This is a genomic window from Erwinia sp. S43 (assembly GCF_016624745.1).
In the GTDB taxonomy this organism is placed as follows: domain Bacteria; phylum Pseudomonadota; class Gammaproteobacteria; order Enterobacterales; family Enterobacteriaceae; genus Erwinia; species Erwinia coffeiphila.
The window spans coordinates 12278-31386 of the sequence record NZ_JACVTX010000010.1; the positions used below are offsets into that span (position 1 = coordinate 12278).

The following is a 19109-nucleotide window of genomic DNA, read 5'->3' on the forward strand; positions in this document are numbered from 1 at the left end:
CTTTGGTACTAAGCCTTACTTGGAGTAAAGCTCGACGATCAGGTGTTCGTTAATGTCCGCAGACAGATCGGTACGTTCAGGAGTACGCTTGAACACACCTTCCATCTTAGTCGCATCAACTTCCAGCCAGGTTGGCTTTTCACGCTGTTCAGCCAGCTCCAGAGCGGCTTTCACGCGAGACTGCTTTTTGGCTTTCTCACGGATGCTAACAACGTCATTCGGAGATACCTGATAAGAAGCGATGCTAACAACGCGGCCGTTTACCATGATAGATTTGTGGCTAACCAGCTGACGTGCTTCTGCACGAGTGGCACCAAAGCCCATACGATAAACTACGTTATCCAGACGACCTTCCAGCAGAGCTAACAGGTTTTCACCGGTGTTGCCTTTCAGACGTGCTGCTTCTTTATAATAGTTACGGAACTGACGCTCCAGCACGCCGTAGATACGACGAACTTTCTGCTTTTCACGTAACTGTACACCATAGTCAGACAGACGTGGCTTACGCGCACCGTGCTGACCAGGAGCTTGTTCAATCTTACACTTGGTATCAATCGCGCGAACGCCAGACTTGAGGAACAGGTCTGTGCCTTCACGACGGCTCAGCTTGAGCTTAGGACCCAAATATCTTGCCATTTTCTTTCTCCAACATTCCTAAAAAACGGGGCGTTATACGCGACGTTTTTTCGGCGGACGACAACCGTTGTGAGGGATCGGAGTCACATCAGTAATATTAGTGATGCGGAAACCAGCAGCGTTCAGGGCACGAATAGTTGATTCGCGGCCTGGACCAGGACCCTTAACCATAACTTCCAGGTTCTTAATACCGTACTCTTTCACGGCGTCTGCGCAACGTTCTGCAGCTACCTGAGCAGCGAACGGCGTAGATTTACGAGAACCACGGAAACCGGAACCACCGGCTGTTGCCCAACCCAGCGCATTACCCTGACGATCGGTAATAGTTACGATGGTGTTGTTAAAAGACGCATGGACATGAGCCACGCCGTCAGAGACTTGCTTTCTTACACGCTTACGTGCACGAACTGGTGCCTTTGCCATTATTCAATCACCCCGATTATTTCTTGATCGGTTTACGCGGACCCTTACGGGTACGTGCGTTGGTCTTAGTACGCTGACCGCGCACTGGGAGACCACGACGATGACGCAAACCACGATAGCAACCAAGGTCCATCAGACGCTTGATGCTCAGGGTGACTTCACGACGCAGATCGCCTTCAACAACAAATTTAGCAACTGCATCACGCAGAATGTCGATTTGTTCTTCAGACAGTTCACTGATCTTAACATTTTCAGCAATACCCGTGTCTGCACAGATTTTCTGTGAGCGGGTCTTACCGATACCGAAGATAGCAGTTAATGCGATAACGGTATGTTTATGATCAGGAATGTTAATGCCTGCTATACGGGCCACTATGCACTCCTATTAATTAACTTATGCGTCCCATGCCGAAAAGCCCGTTTTCAGGATACTCAAATGGAAACGCACAGACATACAAAAGATTGGCTGGCTAATCTAGCCAGCTCAACCCAACTTTGCAAGAAAAATATGCGATTAAATCAGCCTTGGCGCTGTTTATGCTTTGGCTCGGCACTGCAAATCACACGTACAACACCGTCGCGACGGATGATTTTGCAGTTACGACATAATTTCTTGACGGAAGCACGAACTTTCATTTTTACTCTCCGTAACTTCTCAAGCGCCTGAATTAACGGCCATAGCCTTTCAGGTTTGCTTTCTTCAATGCAGACTCATACTGACTTGACATCATCAAAGTTTGCACTTGAGCCATAAAGTCCATGATGACAACGACTACGATCAGCAGTGATGTACCGCCGAAGTAGAATGGAACTTTCATCGCATCACGCATGAACTCCGGGATCAGGCAGATAAAGGTAATATACAACGCACCGATTAAGGTAAGGCGTGTCATCACTTTATCGATATACTTCGCCGTCTGTTCTCCCGGACGAATACCTGGTACAAATGCACCAGACTTCTTCAGGTTATCTGCTGTTTCACGCGGGTTGAAAACCAACGCCGTGTAGAAGAAACAGAAGAAGATGATTGCAGTCGCATAGAGTAACACATAAAGCGGTTGACCTGGCTGTAAATACATCGAAATAGTAGTCAGCCAGTTCCAGCCCGTGCCGCCCCCGAACCATGACGCGATGGTCGCCGGGAACAGAATGATACTGGATGCAAATATAGCAGGGATTACACCGGCCATATTCACTTTCAACGGTAAATGCGTGCTCTGCGCAGCATAGACACGACGGCCTTGCTGACGTTTCGCATAGTTCACCACAATGCGGCGTTGACCACGCTCAACGAAAACAACGAAGAAGGTCACTGCAAATACGAGAACTGCAACCAACAGCAACAGGAGGAAGTGCAGGTCGCCTTGCCGCGCTTGCTCGATGGTATGGCCAATGGCCGGCGGAAGACCCGCAACAATACCAGCAAAGATAATGATCGAGATACCGTTACCGATACCTCGTTCAGTAATTTGCTCGCCTAACCACATCAGGAACATTGTCCCGGTGACCAGACTGACAACAGCGGTAAAGTAGAAAGCAAAACCTGGATTTAATACCAGGCCCTGCATTCCAGGCATGTTCGGTAAACCGGTAGCAATACCGATAGACTGGAAAATACCTAATACCAGTGTGCCGTAACGGGTGTACTGACTAATCTTACGACGGCCAGCCTCCCCTTCTTTCTTGATTTCTGCTAACGCTGGATGAACCACCGTCAGCAGCTGGATAATAATAGAGGCCGAAATATACGGCATAATACCCAGGGCAAAGATAGAAGCACGGCTCAGAGCACCACCAGAGAACATGTTGAACATTTCAATGATGGTGCCACGCTGTTGCTCAAGCAGTTTGGCAAGTACAGTGGCATCGATACCAGGGATTGGAATAAAAGAGCCAATTCGGAAGACAATCAGCGCACCAATTACAAACAGAAGTCTGCGTTTTAGTTCGCCAAAACCACCCTTGGCACTTTGAAAATCTAATCCCGGTTGCTTAGCCATCTGCTACTTATTCCTCAATTTTACCGCCAGCAGCTTCGATTGCAGCACGAGCGCCTTTAGTGACACGCAGGCCGCGAATCGTTACCGGTGCAGAAACTTCGCCAGACAGGATCACTTTCGCGAACTCAATCTGAATACCGATAATGTTAGCCGCTTTCAGCGTGTTCAGGTCGACGATACCGCCTTCAACTTTCGCCAGGTCAGACAGACGAACTTCTGCAGTGACCATTGCTTTGCGAGAGGTGAAACCGAATTTCGGCAGACGACGGTACAGAGGCATCTGGCCGCCTTCAAAACCACGACGTACGCCACCACCAGAACGTGAGTTCTGACCTTTGTGACCACGACCACCGGTTTTTCCGAGACCGGAACCAATACCACGACCTAAACGTTTAGGAGCGTGCTTAGACCCTTCGGCCGGAGACAGAGTATTTAAACGCATCTGTTACTCCTCCACTTTAACCATGTAGGAAATCGCGTTAACCATACCGCGTACAGCTGGCGTGTCTTCACGCTCTACGGTGTGGTTAATACGACGCAGACCCAGGCCAAGCAGCGTTGCCTTGTGTTTTGGCAAACGACCGATCGAACTGCGGGTTTGAGTAATTTTAATAGTCTTAGCCATGGTCATTACCCCAGAATGTCTTCAACGGATTTGCCACGTTTCGCAGCAACCATTTCTGGAGAATTCATATTGGCCAGGCCATCCAGAGTTGCACGAACCACGTTAATCGGGTTGGTGGAACCGTAGGCTTTAGCCAGTACGTTATGAACCCCAGCGACTTCCAGGACGGCGCGCATTGCACCACCGGCGATGATACCGGTACCTTCAGAAGCCGGCTGCATGAACACGCGAGAACCTGTGTGCACGCCTTTAACAGGGTGCTGCAGGGTGCCGTTGTTCAGCGCAACGTTAATCATATTGCGACGAGCTTTTTCCATCGCTTTCTGGATCGCTGCTGGAACTTCACGCGCCTTACCGTAACCAAAACCAATGCGTCCGTTACCATCACCAACAACAGTCAGAGCTGTGAAGGAGAAAATACGACCACCTTTAACGGTTTTAGATACGCGATTTACCGCGATCAGCTTTTCCTGCAGTTCGCCAGCTTGTTTTTCGATGTGTGCCATCTTACACCTCTACCTTAGAACTGTAGGCCAGCTTCACGGGCAGCATCTGCCAGTGCCTGGACACGACCATGATATTGGAAACCAGAACGGTCGAAAGAAACACCAGTGATGCCTTTTTCGATTGCGCGTTCCGCAACTGCTTTACCTACAGCAGCAGCAGCGTCTTTGTTTCCAGTGTACTTCAGTTGCTCACTGATAGCTTTTTCTACTGTAGAAGCAGCAACCAGGACTTCAGAACCGTTAGGTGCGATTACCTGTGCGTAAATATGACGCGGGGTACGATGTACCACCAGGCGAGTAGCACCCAGCTCTTTGAGCTTGCGACGTGCGCGGGTCGCACGACGGATACGAGCAGATTTCTTATCCATAGTGTTACCTTACTTCTTCTTAGCCTCTTTGGTACGCACGACTTCGTCGGCGTAACGAACACCCTTGCCTTTGTAAGGCTCAGGACGACGGTAGGCGCGCAGATCCGCTGCAACCTGACCAATCAGCTGCTTATCAGCGCCTTTCAGCACGATTTCAGTCTGAGTTGGACATTCAGCAGTGATTCCCGCTGGCAGCTCATGGTCAACAGGGTGAGAGAAGCCCAGGGCTAAGCTCACAGAGTTGCCTTTAACGGCTGCACGATAACCTACACCAACCAGCTGCAGCTTCTTAGTGAAGCCTTCGGTAACACCGATAACCATACCGTTCAGCAGCGCACGAGAAGTACCAGCCTGTGCCCAACCATCCACAAAACCTTCGCGTGGAGCGAAAGTCAGTGCATTGTCAGCATGCTTAACTTCTACAGCGTCGTTGAGCGTACGAGTCAGCTCGCCGTTTTTACCTTTGATCGAAATTACCTGACCGTTGAGTTTTACCTCTACGCCGGCAGGAATCGCGACTGGTGCTTTAGCAACACGAGACATTTATTCCTCCGATTAAGCTACGTAGCAGATAATTTCGCCACCAAGACCAGCCTGGCGTGCGGCACGATCGGTCATAACACCTTTAGAGGTAGAAACAACAGCGATACCCAGTCCTGCCATAACTTTTGGCAGCTCGTCTTTGCGCTTATAAATGCGCAGACCTGGGCGTGAAACACGCTGAATGCTTTCTACAACAGCCTTGCCCTGGAAGTACTTAAGAGTCAGTTCCAGTTCTGGCTTGATGTCGCCTTCGATTTTAAATTCTTCAATATAACCTTCTTCCTTCAGCACGTTGGCAATTGCCACTTTCAGCTTGGAGGAAGGCATGGTGACCGCAACTTTGTTCGCGGCTTGACCGTTACGGATACGGGTCAGCATATCCGCGATCGGATCTTGCATGCTCATCTGTCTTTACTCCCGTGATTCTATTGGTAATTACCAGCTAGCCTTTTTCAAGCCAGGTACTTCACCGCGCATGGCGGCTTCACGCAACTTGATACGGCTCAACCCGAACTTGCCCACATAACCATGTGGACGGCCAGTTTGACGGCAGCGCTTACGCTGACGAGACGGGCTGGAATCACGCGGCAGAGTTTGCAGCTTGAGAACAGCATTCCAACGATCTTCGTCGGATGAGTTCACACTTGAAATGATAGCTTTCAGTTCCTCGCGCTTGGCGCGGTACTTGTCAGCCAGTTTCACGCGAACGACTTCGCGTGCTTTCATTGATTGCTTAGCCATCAGTAACCCTGCCTTACTTGCGGAACGGGAAGTTAAAAGCAGCCAACAGTGCGCGGCCTTCATCATCAGATTTCGCAGTAGTGGTAATGGTAATATCCAAACCACGAACGCGGTCGACTTTGTCATAGTCGATCTCTGGGAAGATGATCTGCTCGCGAACACCCATGCTGTAGTTACCGCGGCCATCGAATGACTTAGCGGACAAGCCACGGAAGTCACGGATACGTGGTACAGCAATAGAAATCAGGCGCTCAAAGAACTCCCACATGCGTTCACCACGCAGAGTCACTTTACAGCCGATCGGATAGCCCTGACGGATTTTGAAGCCTGCAACTGATTTGCGTGCTTTGGTGATAAACGGCTTTTGACCGGAGATTGCTGCCAGATCGGCTGCTGCGTTATCCAGCAGTTTCTTGTCAGCGATCGCTTCACCAACACCCATGTTCAGGGTGATCTTCTCGACCCGAGGGACTTGCATGACAGAATTGTAGTTGAACTCAGTCATGAGTTTATTAACTACTTCGTCTTTGTAGTAATCATGCAGTTTCGCCATCGTACTACTCCAAATTACTTGATAGTTTCGCTGTTAGACTTGAAGAAACGGACTTTTTTGCCGTCTTCGAATCTAAAGCCTACACGGTCAGCCTTGCCGGTTGCCGAGTTGAACAGTGCAACGTTGGAAACCTGAATAGCGGCTTCTTTTTCAACGATGCCACCTGGCTGATTCAGAGCCGGTACAGGCTTCTGATGTTTTTTAACCAGGTTGATACCTTCAACAATGAGCTTGCCAGAAGACAGAACATTTTTAACTTTACCGCGCTTACCTTTATCTTTGCCGGTCAGCACGATAACTTCGTCATCGCGACGGATTTTAGCTGCCATTTTTCGCTCCTTAGAGTACTTCTGGTGCCAGAGAGATAATTTTCATGAACTTTTCAGTACGAAGTTCACGAGTTACCGGCCCAAAAATACGCGTTCCGATTGGCTGCTCAGTGTTATTGTTTAAAATAACGCATGCATTACCATCGAAGCGAATGACAGAACCGTCCGGGCGACGAACACCCTTCCTGGTGCGCACCACTACCGCCTTCAGCACATCACCCTTCTTAACCTTACCGCGAGGAATTGCTTCCTTGATGGTAATTTTGATGATGTCGCCAACGCCTGCGTAGCGACGGTGCGAGCCACCCAGAACCTTGATACACATTACGCGACGTGCACCGGAGTTGTCGGCGACGGTCAGCATAGTCTGTTCTTGGATCATTTTAGTGCTCCGCTAATGTCAACTACTACTTCGGGACCTGATTCAGGTCGTTTAAAAGCCCCATAATTGAGGGCGCAGCATTATAACACCGCATTTCGCATATGGGTAGAAAAAATAAGCGACTCGTATCGAGTCGTTATTTGGACCTCTGGAAAGAGGAACGCGACATTCTAAGGAATTGTTCATCCGGTAGCAATCGCAATCTGTACATTACGTCAGCTTATTTCGCTCAGAACGGTGATTTGGAGAAAGAAAGAAAAGTTTTGAGGGTAGATATAAGAAAAAACCCCCGACAAGCGGGGGTTTTTACAGAGATAGACGTTCTTATTACAGAACAGCTTTCTCTACAACGCGAACCAGAGTCCATGACTTAGTCTTGGACAGTGGACGGCATTCACGGATTTCAACCTTGTCGCCGATACCACATTCATTGTTCTCGTCATGTACGTGCAGTTTAGTCGTACGCTTGATGAATTTCCCGTAGATTGGGTGCTTCACAACACGTTCGATAGCAACAACGATGGATTTCTCCATTTTGTCACTAGTCACACGACCTTGCAGAGTACGGATTTTATCGGTCATTACGCACCCGCCTTCTCAGTCAGTAAAGTCTTAACGCGTGCAACATCACGACGCACTTGCTTCAACAGATGAGTCTGTTGCAGCTGGCCGGATGCCGCCTGCATGCGCAGGTTGAACTGCTCACGCAGCAGGTTAAGTAGCTCAGTGTTCAGCTCTTCAACGCTTTTTTCACGCAGCTCTGTTGCTTTCATTACATCACCGTCTTAGTTACAAAGGTGGTTTTGATAGGCAGTTTTGCTGCTGCCAGCTTGAATGCTTCACGGGCCAGCTCTTCCGGAACACCGTCCATTTCATACAGGACTTTACCTGGCTGGATCAAGGCAACCCAATACTCCACGTTACCTTTACCTTTACCCATACGCACTTCCAGCGGCTTCTCAGTAATTGGTTTGTCCGGGAATACACGGATCCAAATTTTACCTTGACGCTTAACTGCACGGGTCATAGCACGACGTGCTGCTTCGATCTGACGGGCAGTCAGACGACCACGGCCAACAGCTTTCAGACCGAAAGTACCGAAGCTAACATCCGTACCCTGCGCCAGACCACGGTTGCGGCCTTTGTGCACTTTACGGAATTTCGTACGCTTTGGTTGTAACATCAGCGACTCTCCTTACTTACGGCCTTTACGCTGCTGCTTTTTAGGTTGAGCAGCCGGTTCCGGTTGTTCAACAGCAGCCATACCACCCAGGATCTCACCTTTGAAGATCCATACCTTAACGCCGATTACACCATAAGTGGTGTGGGCTTCAGAGGTGTTGTAGTCAATGTCTGCACGCAGAGTGTGCAGTGGCACGCGGCCTTCACGGTACCATTCGGTACGCGCGATTTCTGCACCGCCAAGACGGCCACTAACTTCAACTTTAATCCCTTTAGCGCCCAGACGCATTGCGTTCTGTACAGCACGCTTCATAGCACGACGGAACATCACACGACGCTCCAGCTGTGAAGTGATGCTGTCAGCAACCAATTTAGCGTCCAGTTCCGGTTTACGGACTTCGGCGATATTGATCTGTGCAGGAACGCCAGCGATATCCGCTACGACCTTGCGCAGTTTTTCTACATCTTCACCTTTCTTACCGATGACGATGCCAGGACGAGCGGTGTGAATGGTCACACGGATGCTCTTAGCTGGACGCTCGATAACGATACGAGAGACGGATGCTTTTGACAGTTCCTTGGTCAGGAACTGACGAACTTTAAAGTCGCTGTCCAGGTTGTCAGCGAATTCTTTGGTATTTGCGAACCAGGTAGAGTTCCAGGGTTTAACAATACCCAGGCGAATACCATTAGGATGTACTTTCTGACCCATTGCTAGTCTCCAGAGTCTCAGCGATCGGACACAACCACAGTAATGTGGCTGGTGCGCTTCAGGATGCGATCTGCACGACCTTTCGCACGCGGCATAATGCGCTTCATGCTTGGGCCTTCGTCTACGAAGATTTTCGTGACTTTCAGATCATCAATGTCAGCGCCATCGTTGTGTTCGGCGTTAGCAATGGCAGATTCCAGAACTTTCTTGACCAGTACAGCCGCTTTCTTATTGGTGTAGGTCAAAATGTCCAGAGCCTGCGACACTTTCTTACCGCGTACAAGATCTGCTACCAGGCGAACCTTCTGAGCAGAAGAACGAGCGTGGCGATGTTTAGCGATAGTTTCCATCTCTTCCTCCTGTTAGCGTTTCTTAGCTTTCTTATCAGCTGCGTGACCGCGATAAGTACGAGTCGGTGCAAATTCACCCAGTTTGTGACCGACCATTTCGTCGGAAACAAAGACAGGAACGTGCTGACGACCATTATGGACAGCGATGGTCAAACCGATCATGTTAGGGAAGATCGTTGAACGACGGGACCAGGTGCGCAGTGGCTTCTTGTCTCCGCTTTCCAAAGCTTTCTCTACCTTCTTCAGCAAGTGCAGGTCAATAAAAGGACCTTTCTTGAGAGAACGTGGCATGGCTTATCCTCTAAAATTATTTGCTACGGCGACGTACGATAAATTTATCAGTACGCTTGTTGCTACGGGTCTTCTTACCTTTGGTCTGAACGCCCCACGGAGTTACCGGGTGCTTACCAAAGTTACGACCTTCACCACCACCGTGCGGGTGATCAACTGGGTTCATCGCGGTACCACGAACGGTCGGACGAACACCACGCCAACGGGTTGCACCGGCTTTACCCAGAACGCGAAGCATGTGCTCCGAGTTACCGACTTCGCCCAGGGTCGCGCGGCAGTCAGCTTCGACTTTACGCATTTCACCAGAACGCAGACGCAGGGTAACGTAGGAACCATCACGCGCAACGATCTGCACGTAAGTACCAGCAGAGCGAGCAATCTGACCGCCTTTGCCTGGTTTCATTTCTACGTTATGCACGGTAGAACCAACTGGGATGTTACGCATCGGCAGTGTGTTACCTGCTTTGATCGCAGCATCAACGCCAGACTGAATCTGGTCGCCAGCTTTCAGGCCTTTAGGGGCCAGGATGTAACGGCGCTCGCCGTCTTTGTACAGAACCAGCGCGATGTTCGCGGAGCGGTTCGGATCGTACTCAAGACGTTCAACGGTCGCTGGGATACCATCTTTGTTGCGTTTGAAGTCAACAATACGGTAAGCCTGCTTGTGACCACCACCGATATGACGGGTAGTGATGCGACCATTGTTGTTACGGCCACCGGATTTGCTGTTTTTTTCTACCAGCGGGGCAAATGGTTTGCCCTTGTGCAGCTCCGCGTTCACCACTTTAACTACATGGCGACGACCCGGAGATGTCGGTTTACATTTAACAACTGCCATTGTTCTTCTCCTCCGACTTACTCAGCGCCGCCGACGAAGTCCAGATTCTGGCCTTCTTTCAGGGTGACGTAAGCTTTTTTCCAGTCGTTACGACGACCAATACGCTGTCCAGAACGTTTAACTTTCCCTTTAACTACCAGGGTGTTAACGACTTCGACTTCAACTTCGAAAAGTTTCTGCACAGCGGCTTTGATTTCTGCTTTGGTCGCGTCTTTAGCAACTTTGAGAACGATGGTGTTTGTTTTTTCCATCGCAGCAGATGCTTTTTCAGATACGTGCGGCGCGCGCAGTACTTTCAGCAGACGTTCTTCACGGATCATGCCAGCATCTCCTCAACTTGCTTAACTGCATCAGCAGTCATAACGACTTTGTCGAAGGCGATCAGGCTAACTGGGTCGATACCCGCTGCATCACGTACGTCAACCTTGTACAGGTTACGTGCGGCCAGGAACAGGTTCTCTTCCAGTTCGCCAGTGATGATCAGCACATCTTCCAGAGCCATGTCTTTCAGTTTCTCTACCAGCAGCTTAGTTTTAGGCGCTTCCAGAGAGAACTGCTCGACAACGATCAGACGTTCCTGACGTACCAGCTCGGACAGAATGCTTTTCAGCGCGCCGCGGTACATCTTTTTGTTAACTTTTTGACTGTGGTCCTGAGGCTTCGCAGCGAAGGTCACACCACCTGAACGCCAGATCGGGCTCTTTACAGAACCTGAACGCGCACGGCCGGTACCTTTCTGGCGCCACGGCTTTTTGCCGGAACCAGTTACTTCAGCACGAGTCTTCTGAGCACGAGTACCTTGACGGGCACCTGCTGCATAAGCAACAACAACCTGATGTACCAGCGCTTCGTTGAAATCACGACCGAAGGTAGTTTCGGAAACAGTCAGCGCGCTTTGCGCGTCTTTCAGTACTAATTCCATTGCTATCCCCTTACGCCTTCACAGCTGGTTTAACGATCAGGTCGCTACCGGTAGCACCGGGAACTGCACCTTTAACCAGCAGCAGGTTGCGCTCAGCGTCAACACGCACTACGTCCAGGCTCTGAACGGTTACACGTTCGTTACCCAGCTGGCCTGCCATTTTCTTGCCTTTGAACACTTTGCCCGGAGTCTGGTTCTGACCGATAGAACCCGGTACGCGGTGAGACAAGGAGTTACCGTGAGTAGCATCCTGAGTACGGAAGTTCCAGCGCTTAACAGTACCGGCAAAACCTTTACCTTTAGATGTTCCAGTCACGTCAACTTTTTTCACGTCAGCGAAAATGTCAACATTAATGCTCTGACCTACGGTGAACTCTGCGCCTTCTTCAGTGCGGAATTCCCACAGACCACGGCCAGCTTCAACGCCAGCTTTAGCAAAGTGACCTGCTTCCGGCTTAGTTACACGGTTAGCTTTTTTAGCACCGGTAGTTACCTGGATAGCAGTGTAACCGTCGTTTTCCAGGCCTTTGACCTGAGTAACGCGGTTTGCTTCAATTTCGATCACGGTTACAGGGATAGAAACGCCATCTTCTGTGAAGATACGGGTCATACCCACTTTTTTACCGACTAAACCAATCATTGTTTCAACCTCTCAATCGCTCAATGACCTGATTAACCCAGGCTGATCTGCACGTCAACACCTGCAGCCAGATCCAGACGCATCAGAGCATCAACCGTTTTTTCGGTTGGCTCAACGATGTCAACCAGACGCTTGTGAGTGCGAATCTCGTACTGATCGCGCGCATCTTTGTTGACGTGCGGAGAGATCAGAACGGTAAAGCGCTCTTTGCGGGTCGGCAGCGGGATAGGACCACGAACCTGCGCACCAGTGCGCTTGGCAGTCTCTACGATTTCCGCAGTTGATTGATCGATCAGACGATGATCAAACGCTTTAAGACGGATACGGATTCTTTGGTTCTGCATGAGACCAGAGCTCCAATTATTTATAAACGAAAAGAATTACTACTCGCATCCATTACGATTGATGGAGGAGTGTAATCGTTGAGCACATAACCCGCATATCGCGAGTATTGTTAGCTGGCATTTTCACACCGGCTGGCGACTCATATTGAATCGCGCCTGACCATATTGGCAGGCCCGCGTATTATACGTACATCTGGAGGCAAAGCAACCATTATACGAACGCGATTATCAGGAATACTGAATTTTGGCCAAAAAAAAGAGCGCCGAAGCGCTCTCTTTTCTGCTCTGGCAGAGCGAACTCTGCCAGACAAGTATCACAATTAAGCGATAACTTTAGCAACAACACCAGCACCAACGGTACGGCCGCCTTCGCGGATTGCGAAACGCAGACCGTCGTCCATTGCGATTGGCTTGATCAGTTCAACAACCAGTTTGATGTTGTCGCCTGGCATTACCATCTCAACGCCTTCTGGCAGTTCGATGGTACCGGTCACGTCAGTTGTACGGAAGTAGAACTGTGGACGGTAGCCTTTGAAGAATGGGCTGTGACGGCCGCCTTCTTCTTTAGACAGAATATAAACTTCTGACTCGAACTTGGTGTGTGGCTTGATTGAGCCCGGCTTAGCCAGAACCTGGCCGCGCTCAACGTCTTCACGCTTAATACCACGCAGCAGGATACCACAGTTCTCACCCGCACGGCCTTCGTCCAGCAGCTTACGGAACATTTCAACGCCGGTACAGGTTGATTTCACGGTGTCTTTCAGACCCACGATCTCAACTTCTTCACCCACTTTAATGATACCGCGCTCTACACGACCGGTAACAACAGTACCACGGCCGGAGATGGAGAATACGTCTTCGATAGGCAGCAGGAACGGCTTGTCAATAGCACGCTCTGGCTCTGGGATGTAAGAATCCAGGTAACCAGCCAGTTCGATGATCTTAGCTTCCCACTCAGCTTCGCCCTGCAGTGCTTTCAGTGCAGAACCGTGAACGATTGGGGTGTCGTCGCCTGGGAAGTCGTACTGTGACAGCAGGTCACGTACTTCCATCTCAACCAGCTCCAGCAGCTCTTCATCATCAACCATGTCACATTTGTTCATGAACACGATGATGAATGGAACGCCAACCTGACGACCCAGCAGGATGTGCTCACGAGTCTGTGGCATTGGGCCATCAGTCGCAGCAACAACCAGGATTGCGCCGTCCATCTGAGCAGCACCGGTGATCATGTTTTTCACATAGTCGGCGTGGCCCGGGCAGTCAACGTGCGCGTAGTGGCGAGTCGGGGTGTCATATTCAACGTGAGAAGTGTTGATGGTGATACCACGTGCTTTTTCTTCTGGTGCGTTATCGATCTGGTCGAATGCACGAGCAGAACCGCCGTAGGTTTTAGCCAGAACGGTGGTGATAGCAGCAGTCAGGGTAGTTTTACCGTGGTCAACGTGGCCGATAGTACCTACGTTGACGTGCGGTTTGGAACGTTCAAATTTCTCTTTAGCCACGACGATATTCCTTACTTTAATGCTCTCACCCTTTGGTGAGAGCATAGGATCAATATTTTAAAACTGTAGCTTATTTGCTACGAGCTTCGATAACGGCCTGAGCGACGTTGTTCGGCGCATCATCGTACTTCAGGAACTCCATGGAGTAAGAAGCACGGCCTTTAGTCAGAGAACGCAGCTGAGTAGCATATCCGAACATTTCAGACAGCGGAACTTCAGCGTGGATCTGAACGCCAGTAGCGTTAGATTCCTGTCCTTTGAGCATACCACGACGACGGCTAAGGTCACCGATAACGTCACCGGTGTTCTCTTCCGGAGTCTCTACTTCAACCTTCATGATTGGTTCAAGCAGAACTGGAGTTGCTTTCTTAAAGCCGTCTTTAAACGCGATAGAAGCCGCCAGTTTAAACGCCAGCTCAGAGGAGTCAACGTCATGGTATGAACCGAAGTGCAGACGAACGCCCAGATCTACTACTGGATAACCAGCCAGAGGACCTGATTTCAGCTGCTCCTGGATACCTTTATCAACCGCAGGAATGTATTCGCCAGGAATCACGCCGCCTTTGATGTCGTTGACGAACTCGTAACCTTTAGGGTTAGAGCCCGGCTCCAGTGGGTACATGTCGATAACAACATGACCGTACTGACCACGACCACCAGACTGCTTGGCGTGTTTACCTTCGATATCGGTAACTTTAGAGCGAATTGCTTCGCGATAAGCAACCTGAGGTTTACCGACGTTCGCTTCAACGTTGAATTCACGCTTCATGCGGTCAACGATGATGTCGAGGTGCAGCTCACCCATACCAGCGATGATGGTCTGGTTAGACTCTTCATCAGTCCATACGCGGAATGATGGGTCTTCTTTCGCCAGACGGCCCAGAGCCAGACCCATTTTTTCCTGGTCAGCTTTGGTTTTTGGCTCAACGGCGATCGAGATTACCGGCTCAGGGAATTCCATGCGCTCCAGAATGATCACGCTTTCCGGGTCACACAGGGTGTCACCGGTAGTCACGTCTTTCAGACCGATAGCTGCAGCGATATCGCCCGCGCGAACTTCTTTGATCTCTTCACGTTTGTTGGCGTGCATCTGTACGATACGGCCCAGACGCTCACGAGCTGACTTAACCGGGTTGAATACGGTGTCGCCAGAATTCACAACGCCAGAATAAACGCGGAAGAAGGTCAGGTTACCTACAAACGGGTCGGTAGCGATTTTGAACGCCAGAGCAGCAAACGGTTCTGCGTCATCAGAGTGACGAACCGCCGGCGTGTCTTTACCGTCGTCCAGCATACCGTTGATTGCTTCAACGTCATTTGGTGCCGGCAGGTATTCAACAACCGCATCCAGCATCGCCTGAACACCTTTGTTCTTAAATGCAGAACCACAGGTAACCAGAATGATTTCGTTTTTCAGCACGCGCTTACGCAGAGAAGTTTTGATCTCTTCTTCGGTCAGCTCTTCACCGCTGAAGAATTTCTCCATCAGCTCGTCAGAACCTTCCGCAGCCGCTTCAACCAGCTTCGCACGCCATTCGTCGGCCAGATCCTGCATATCAGCTGGGATATCTTCGTAAACGAAGGTAACGCCCTGATCGGCGTCGTTCCAGTTGATTGCTTTCATCTTCACCAGGTCAACAACACCGGTGAATTTCTCTTCTGCGCCGATAGCCAGCTGCAATGGCACTGGGTTTGCACCCAGACGCGATTCCATCTGACCAACAACTTTCAGGAAGTTAGCACCCATGCGGTCCATTTTGTTAACGAACGCGATGCGTGGAACTTTATATTTGTTAGCCTGGCGCCATACGGTTTCAGACTGTGGCTGAACACCACCAACCGCACAGTAAACCATTACTGCACCGTCAAGAACACGCATGGAACGTTCTACTTCGATGGTGAAGTCAACGTGTCCCGGGGTGTCGATGATGTTTACGTGGTGTGGCTCAAACTGCTTAGCCATACCAGACCAGTAACAGGTGGTCGCAGCGGAGGTGATAGTAATACCACGTTCCTGTTCCTGCTCCATCCAGTCCATGGTTGCTGCGCCGTCATGTACTTCACCGATTTTGTGGTTTACACCGGTGTAGAACAGAACACGTTCGGTCGTCGTCGTTTTACCGGCGTCGATGTGCGCACTGATACCGATATTACGGTAGCGCTCAATGGGTGTTTTACGAGCCATTTGATTCCTCTGATTCTCGGACGTTCTAAGTTAAATCCCAGCGGGTTGGTCACTTGAACGCCCACTGGGTGAATAACAACTACAGGGCTGTTACCAGCGGTAGTGAGCGAACGCCTTGTTGGCTTCGGCCATACGGTGAACGTCTTCACGTTTCTTAACTGCAGTACCTTTGTTTTCTGCAGCATCAGAAAGTTCGTTCGCCAGGCGCAGAGCCATAGATTTATCACCGCGTTTACGAGCAGCTTCTACGATCCAACGCATTGCCAGGGCATTACGACGAACCGGACGGACTTCAACTGGTACCTGATAAGTAGAACCACCAACGCGGCGAGATTTAACTTCCACGGTTGGGCGGACGTTGTCCAGAGCTACTTCGAAAGCTTCCAGCTCGTTTTTACCAGAACGCTGAGCCAGGGTCTCCAGCGCGTTATAAACGATAGCTTCAGCAGTAGATTTTTTACCATCTACCATCAGGATATTTACAAATTTGGCCAGCAGCTCTGATCCGAACTTAGGATCTGGCAGAATTTTACGCTGACCAATGACGCGACGACGTGGCATGGAAATACTCCGTTGTTAATTCAGGATTGTCCAAAACTCTACGAGTTTATTTTGACATTAAGGTTAAAACGTTTGGCCTTACTTAACGGAGAACCATTAAGCCTTTGGCTTCTTCACGCCGTACTTGGAGCGAGCCTGCTTACGGTCTTTAACACCTGAGCAGTCCAGCGCGCCACGAACGGTGTGGTAACGCACACCTGGCAGGTCTTTTACACGACCGCCACGGATCAGGATCACTGAGTGTTCCTGCAGGTTATGACCTTCACCACCGATGTAGGAGGTAACTTCAAAACCGTTGGTTAAACGAACACGGCAAACTTTACGCAGTGCGGAGTTCGGTTTTTTAGGGGTAGTAGTGTATACACGAGTACATACACCACGTTTCTGCGGGCAGGCTTCCAGCGCAGGTACGTTGCTCTTTGCAACTTTACGTGCGCGTGGTTTGCGAACCAGCTGGTTAACTGTTGCCATTAAATAGCTCCTGGATTTAGCTTTTGCTTCGTAAACACGTAATAAATCACCTCGCGGAATCACGAGGCCGCGGAATTTTAGGGCTGAGCTTAAAAAGAGTCAAGAAATAACCAGGGGTACTGTCATTACCAGGTTATTTGCTGAGGGTTTTTAACCGCCAGCGCAACGAACTCAGTATAGCTTATCGCCGTCACACTGGTTGAAATTTGACCAAAAAGCCCGCGAGCGTCAAGATCGTCTTTCAAAGCGAATAGAGATATGGGGGCTTGAAGCAGTACTTCAAGTGCCGGGCTACCGGCCAGTGCGGCAATAACGCCGTCCTGCATCAGCAGAACATCATCACCTTCCGCTAACAGCCGCACCACGGCATTCAGGTCACAGCGAAACGGTGAAGTCATCAAAGTATGCAGCATAGCGTCCTCAGAAAGTGAGCACCCGGTCGTATTCCGCCAGTCTGGCACGCAGCGCTTCCGGAGCCAGCACTTCAGCGGGCAGCACACGAACCGCGTCAACGGCCAGCCCACGTTCCGCCAGCGCCGCTGCGCAAATATAGCAATGCTCTACATCGTATAGCGGTAGAACGCCGAAGGTCGCAATGTAGTTACGCGCCAGTATTTGCTGTGGCTGCTGCTCCGCGGTGAGCTGTAACACGCCGTCGCTGATAAAGAACAGCGCAATCTCATCACTCAAGGCAGAAGTGGCCAGTACGGCATCTAATCCTTCACGGCCTGCACTCGTGCCATGCGGAGCCTGGCTGAAAACAAACGCAATGCGATTCATTAAAACTGCACCATTCTGTCGCAGCTCAGTGCCGCTTCCGCCAGCGCCCCAAGGCCCGAAAGCTGAAATCCGTCTGCCAGGTTTGCCGCCGGCAGCCCCAGATTTTCTGCTTCCTGCCGATCGGTAATCCCCCGCCGCAGCGCTGCAGCCACGCAGATGTTTAAAGCAAAACCGTATTTCTGCTGTAGCTGCTGCCAGCTGCGAGTTAAATCAAACTCATCGCTGGCGGGGGCATTAAGCTGGCTGGCATTCAGCACACCTTCACGATAGAAGAACACGCTCTCAAGCTGATGCCCCTGTTCCAGCAGCGCGTTAGCGAACAGCCAGGCGCTGCTGGCCTGCTGTGTGCCGTAGGCCGGGCCGGTGACCATCAGCGCGAAACGCATTACTTATCCTGCCCGTGGAAGTCACCGTTTTTAAACTGGCGGATGTAGAGATAAACGGTGTGCTTGGAGATGTTTAAGCGGTCAGCCACCTGATTAATCGCATCTTTGATATCAAAAATCCCCTTCTCATAGAGATTCAGGACAATCTGACGATTTTTGGCATTGTTTGATACGTTACGGTCGGCGCTCACCTCTTCAATGGTGAACTCCAGCGTTTGCATCACCAGATCTTCCACCGAAGACGCAAAGTTCACCGACGAGGCGACATCAGGCGTTTCCGGCGGCATAAAGGTCGCCATAATTTGCGAGAACGGGACATCCAGGTTCATGTTGATGCACAGCAGACCGATAACACGCTGATTGCCGTTGCGAATCGCGATGGTGACGGATTTCATCAGCACACCGCTTTTAGCGCGGGTGAAATAGGCTTTAGAAACATTGCTGTCTGCATCGGTCATATCATGCAGCATACGCAGCGCGAGATCGGTAATCGGCGACCCGATTTTACGCCCGGTATGTTCACCATTAGCGATTCTCACCGCCGAGCATTTTAAATCTTCCAGTGAATGCAGCACGATCTCACAGTGCGAGCCGATCAGCATGGCCAGGCCATCCACCACGGCTTCGTAAGACCTTAAAATATCAAAATCCGCAGGCACGAAGGGATGCTGCTCAAGCAGATCCGCATCCGTAATATCGGCGGGAAAAAATGAACCAGACATAGACGACACCACCCTTTGACAAGAGCCTGTCACACAGCGCAAGGGCAGACTCATTCTTATTAAATGCGCGTTGGCTAGTCTAGCAAATATCAGAAAGGTGTGTCCCGACTTTGT

General features: G+C 50.4%; 34 protein-coding genes. All 34 read right to left on the minus strand.

The window, feature by feature from the left end; all coding sequences use genetic code 11:
* Positions 1-15: 15 nt before the first annotated feature.
* Positions 16-636, minus strand: a complete 621-nt coding sequence (gene rpsD, locus IBT47_RS13730) for a 30S ribosomal protein S4 (RefSeq protein ID WP_105595760.1) — start codon at positions 634-636, stop codon at positions 16-18.
* A 33-nt stretch (positions 637-669) separates the two neighbouring features.
* Positions 670-1059, minus strand: a complete 390-nt coding sequence (gene rpsK, locus IBT47_RS13735) for a 30S ribosomal protein S11 (protein ID WP_034899652.1) — start codon at positions 1057-1059, stop codon at positions 670-672.
* Positions 1060-1075: 16 nt separating this feature from the next.
* Entirely contained in the window at positions 1076-1432 is a 357-nt protein-coding gene (rpsM, locus tag IBT47_RS13740; RefSeq protein WP_105595761.1) for a 30S ribosomal protein S13, read from the minus strand.
* A 146-nt stretch (positions 1433-1578) separates the two neighbouring features.
* Positions 1579-1695 (minus strand): 50S ribosomal protein L36, encoded by a 117-nt coding sequence (gene rpmJ, locus IBT47_RS13745; RefSeq protein ID WP_004160566.1) that lies wholly within the window; start codon positions 1693-1695, stop codon positions 1579-1581.
* 32 nt (positions 1696-1727) lie between these two features.
* Entirely contained in the window at positions 1728-3059 is a 1332-nt protein-coding gene (gene secY, locus IBT47_RS13750; RefSeq protein WP_105595762.1) for a preprotein translocase subunit SecY, read from the minus strand.
* A gap of 7 nt (positions 3060-3066) precedes the next feature.
* Positions 3067-3501 carry a 50S ribosomal protein L15 gene (gene rplO, locus IBT47_RS13755; RefSeq protein ID WP_105595763.1) on the minus strand — a complete coding sequence of 145 codons (435 nt, stop codon included), beginning with the start codon at positions 3499-3501 and terminating at the stop codon, positions 3067-3069.
* A 3-nt stretch (positions 3502-3504) separates the two neighbouring features.
* Positions 3505-3684, minus strand: a complete 180-nt coding sequence (rpmD, locus tag IBT47_RS13760; protein WP_004160569.1) for a 50S ribosomal protein L30 — start codon at positions 3682-3684, stop codon at positions 3505-3507.
* Between the two features lie 5 nt (positions 3685-3689).
* Positions 3690-4190, minus strand: coding sequence for a 30S ribosomal protein S5 (rpsE, locus tag IBT47_RS13765; protein ID WP_004160571.1), 501 nt, complete (start codon positions 4188-4190; stop codon positions 3690-3692).
* Between the two features lie 14 nt (positions 4191-4204).
* On the minus strand, positions 4205-4558 hold the full coding sequence (gene rplR / locus IBT47_RS13770; RefSeq protein ID WP_004160572.1) for a 50S ribosomal protein L18: 354 nt from the start codon (positions 4556-4558) through the stop codon (positions 4205-4207).
* Between the two features lie 9 nt (positions 4559-4567).
* Positions 4568-5101, minus strand: a complete 534-nt coding sequence (rplF, locus tag IBT47_RS13775) for a 50S ribosomal protein L6 (RefSeq protein WP_105595764.1) — start codon at positions 5099-5101, stop codon at positions 4568-4570.
* Between the two features lie 12 nt (positions 5102-5113).
* Positions 5114-5506: a 30S ribosomal protein S8 gene (gene rpsH / locus IBT47_RS13780; protein WP_105595765.1), complete on the minus strand. Its 393-nt coding sequence runs from the start codon at positions 5504-5506 to the stop codon at positions 5114-5116.
* 30 nt (positions 5507-5536) lie between these two features.
* A complete protein-coding gene (rpsN, locus tag IBT47_RS13785; protein ID WP_004160578.1) occupies positions 5537-5842 on the minus strand; it encodes a 30S ribosomal protein S14 in 306 nt (101 codons plus the stop codon).
* Positions 5843-5855: 13 nt separating this feature from the next.
* Positions 5856-6395: a 50S ribosomal protein L5 gene (gene rplE / locus IBT47_RS13790; protein ID WP_105595766.1), complete on the minus strand. Its 540-nt coding sequence runs from the start codon at positions 6393-6395 to the stop codon at positions 5856-5858.
* Between the two features lie 14 nt (positions 6396-6409).
* Positions 6410-6724: a 50S ribosomal protein L24 gene (gene rplX, locus IBT47_RS13795; protein WP_105595767.1), complete on the minus strand. Its 315-nt coding sequence runs from the start codon at positions 6722-6724 to the stop codon at positions 6410-6412.
* A 10-nt stretch (positions 6725-6734) separates the two neighbouring features.
* Positions 6735-7106: a 50S ribosomal protein L14 gene (rplN, locus tag IBT47_RS13800; RefSeq protein WP_048917633.1), complete on the minus strand. Its 372-nt coding sequence runs from the start codon at positions 7104-7106 to the stop codon at positions 6735-6737.
* Positions 7107-7433: 327 nt separating this feature from the next.
* The gene (gene rpsQ / locus IBT47_RS13805; RefSeq protein WP_105595768.1) at positions 7434-7688 is read right to left on the minus strand and encodes a 30S ribosomal protein S17; all 255 of its coding nucleotides are present in this window, start codon (positions 7686-7688) and stop codon (positions 7434-7436) included.
* Positions 7688-7879 carry a 50S ribosomal protein L29 gene (gene rpmC / locus IBT47_RS13810; protein WP_025902044.1) on the minus strand — a complete coding sequence of 64 codons (192 nt, stop codon included), beginning with the start codon at positions 7877-7879 and terminating at the stop codon, positions 7688-7690. The genes rpsQ and rpmC overlap by 1 nt, the downstream gene beginning before the upstream one ends.
* Complete coding sequence (gene rplP / locus IBT47_RS13815) at positions 7879-8289, minus strand: 50S ribosomal protein L16 (protein WP_002438716.1); 411 nt, start codon at positions 8287-8289, stop codon at positions 7879-7881. Before rplP ends, rpmC begins: the two co-directional genes overlap by 1 nt.
* Before the next feature lie 12 nt (positions 8290-8301).
* Positions 8302-9000 carry a 30S ribosomal protein S3 gene (gene rpsC / locus IBT47_RS13820; RefSeq protein ID WP_045854067.1) on the minus strand — a complete coding sequence of 233 codons (699 nt, stop codon included), beginning with the start codon at positions 8998-9000 and terminating at the stop codon, positions 8302-8304.
* A 17-nt stretch (positions 9001-9017) separates the two neighbouring features.
* Positions 9018-9350: a 50S ribosomal protein L22 gene (gene rplV, locus IBT47_RS13825; protein ID WP_000447532.1), complete on the minus strand. Its 333-nt coding sequence runs from the start codon at positions 9348-9350 to the stop codon at positions 9018-9020.
* Positions 9351-9362: 12 nt separating this feature from the next.
* A complete protein-coding gene (gene rpsS, locus IBT47_RS13830; protein ID WP_004160590.1) occupies positions 9363-9641 on the minus strand; it encodes a 30S ribosomal protein S19 in 279 nt (92 codons plus the stop codon).
* A 16-nt stretch (positions 9642-9657) separates the two neighbouring features.
* The gene (gene rplB / locus IBT47_RS13835; RefSeq protein ID WP_105595769.1) at positions 9658-10479 is read right to left on the minus strand and encodes a 50S ribosomal protein L2; all 822 of its coding nucleotides are present in this window, start codon (positions 10477-10479) and stop codon (positions 9658-9660) included.
* Between the two features lie 17 nt (positions 10480-10496).
* Entirely contained in the window at positions 10497-10799 is a 303-nt protein-coding gene (gene rplW, locus IBT47_RS13840) for a 50S ribosomal protein L23 (protein ID WP_105595770.1), read from the minus strand.
* Complete coding sequence (rplD, locus tag IBT47_RS13845) at positions 10796-11401, minus strand: 50S ribosomal protein L4 (protein ID WP_105595771.1); 606 nt, start codon at positions 11399-11401, stop codon at positions 10796-10798. The genes rplW and rplD overlap by 4 nt, the downstream gene beginning before the upstream one ends.
* Before the next feature lie 10 nt (positions 11402-11411).
* Positions 11412-12041: a 50S ribosomal protein L3 gene (gene rplC, locus IBT47_RS13850; protein ID WP_105595772.1), complete on the minus strand. Its 630-nt coding sequence runs from the start codon at positions 12039-12041 to the stop codon at positions 11412-11414.
* 32 nt (positions 12042-12073) lie between these two features.
* Positions 12074-12385: a 30S ribosomal protein S10 gene (rpsJ, locus tag IBT47_RS13855; protein ID WP_001181005.1), complete on the minus strand. Its 312-nt coding sequence runs from the start codon at positions 12383-12385 to the stop codon at positions 12074-12076.
* A gap of 320 nt (positions 12386-12705) precedes the next feature.
* Positions 12706-13890 (minus strand): elongation factor Tu, encoded by a 1185-nt coding sequence (tuf, locus tag IBT47_RS13860; protein WP_200546711.1) that lies wholly within the window; start codon positions 13888-13890, stop codon positions 12706-12708.
* A 70-nt stretch (positions 13891-13960) separates the two neighbouring features.
* Positions 13961-16075, minus strand: coding sequence for an elongation factor G (gene fusA / locus IBT47_RS13865; RefSeq protein WP_105594004.1), 2115 nt, complete (start codon positions 16073-16075; stop codon positions 13961-13963).
* A 90-nt stretch (positions 16076-16165) separates the two neighbouring features.
* Positions 16166-16636, minus strand: coding sequence for a 30S ribosomal protein S7 (rpsG, locus tag IBT47_RS13870; protein ID WP_105594005.1), 471 nt, complete (start codon positions 16634-16636; stop codon positions 16166-16168).
* 96 nt (positions 16637-16732) lie between these two features.
* Entirely contained in the window at positions 16733-17107 is a 375-nt protein-coding gene (gene rpsL, locus IBT47_RS13875; RefSeq protein ID WP_075182598.1) for a 30S ribosomal protein S12, read from the minus strand.
* A 125-nt stretch (positions 17108-17232) separates the two neighbouring features.
* Complete coding sequence (gene tusB, locus IBT47_RS13880) at positions 17233-17520, minus strand: sulfurtransferase complex subunit TusB (RefSeq protein ID WP_200560875.1); 288 nt, start codon at positions 17518-17520, stop codon at positions 17233-17235.
* Between the two features lie 7 nt (positions 17521-17527).
* Positions 17528-17887, minus strand: a complete 360-nt coding sequence (tusC, locus tag IBT47_RS13885) for a sulfurtransferase complex subunit TusC (RefSeq protein ID WP_200560876.1) — start codon at positions 17885-17887, stop codon at positions 17528-17530.
* On the minus strand, positions 17887-18273 hold the full coding sequence (gene tusD, locus IBT47_RS13890) for a sulfurtransferase complex subunit TusD (protein ID WP_105594008.1): 387 nt from the start codon (positions 18271-18273) through the stop codon (positions 17887-17889). The genes tusC and tusD overlap by 1 nt, the downstream gene beginning before the upstream one ends.
* The gene (locus IBT47_RS13895) at positions 18273-18995 is read right to left on the minus strand and encodes a transcriptional regulator (protein WP_105594009.1); all 723 of its coding nucleotides are present in this window, start codon (positions 18993-18995) and stop codon (positions 18273-18275) included. The genes tusD and IBT47_RS13895 overlap by 1 nt, the downstream gene beginning before the upstream one ends.
* Between the last annotated feature and the right edge of the window lie 114 nt (positions 18996-19109).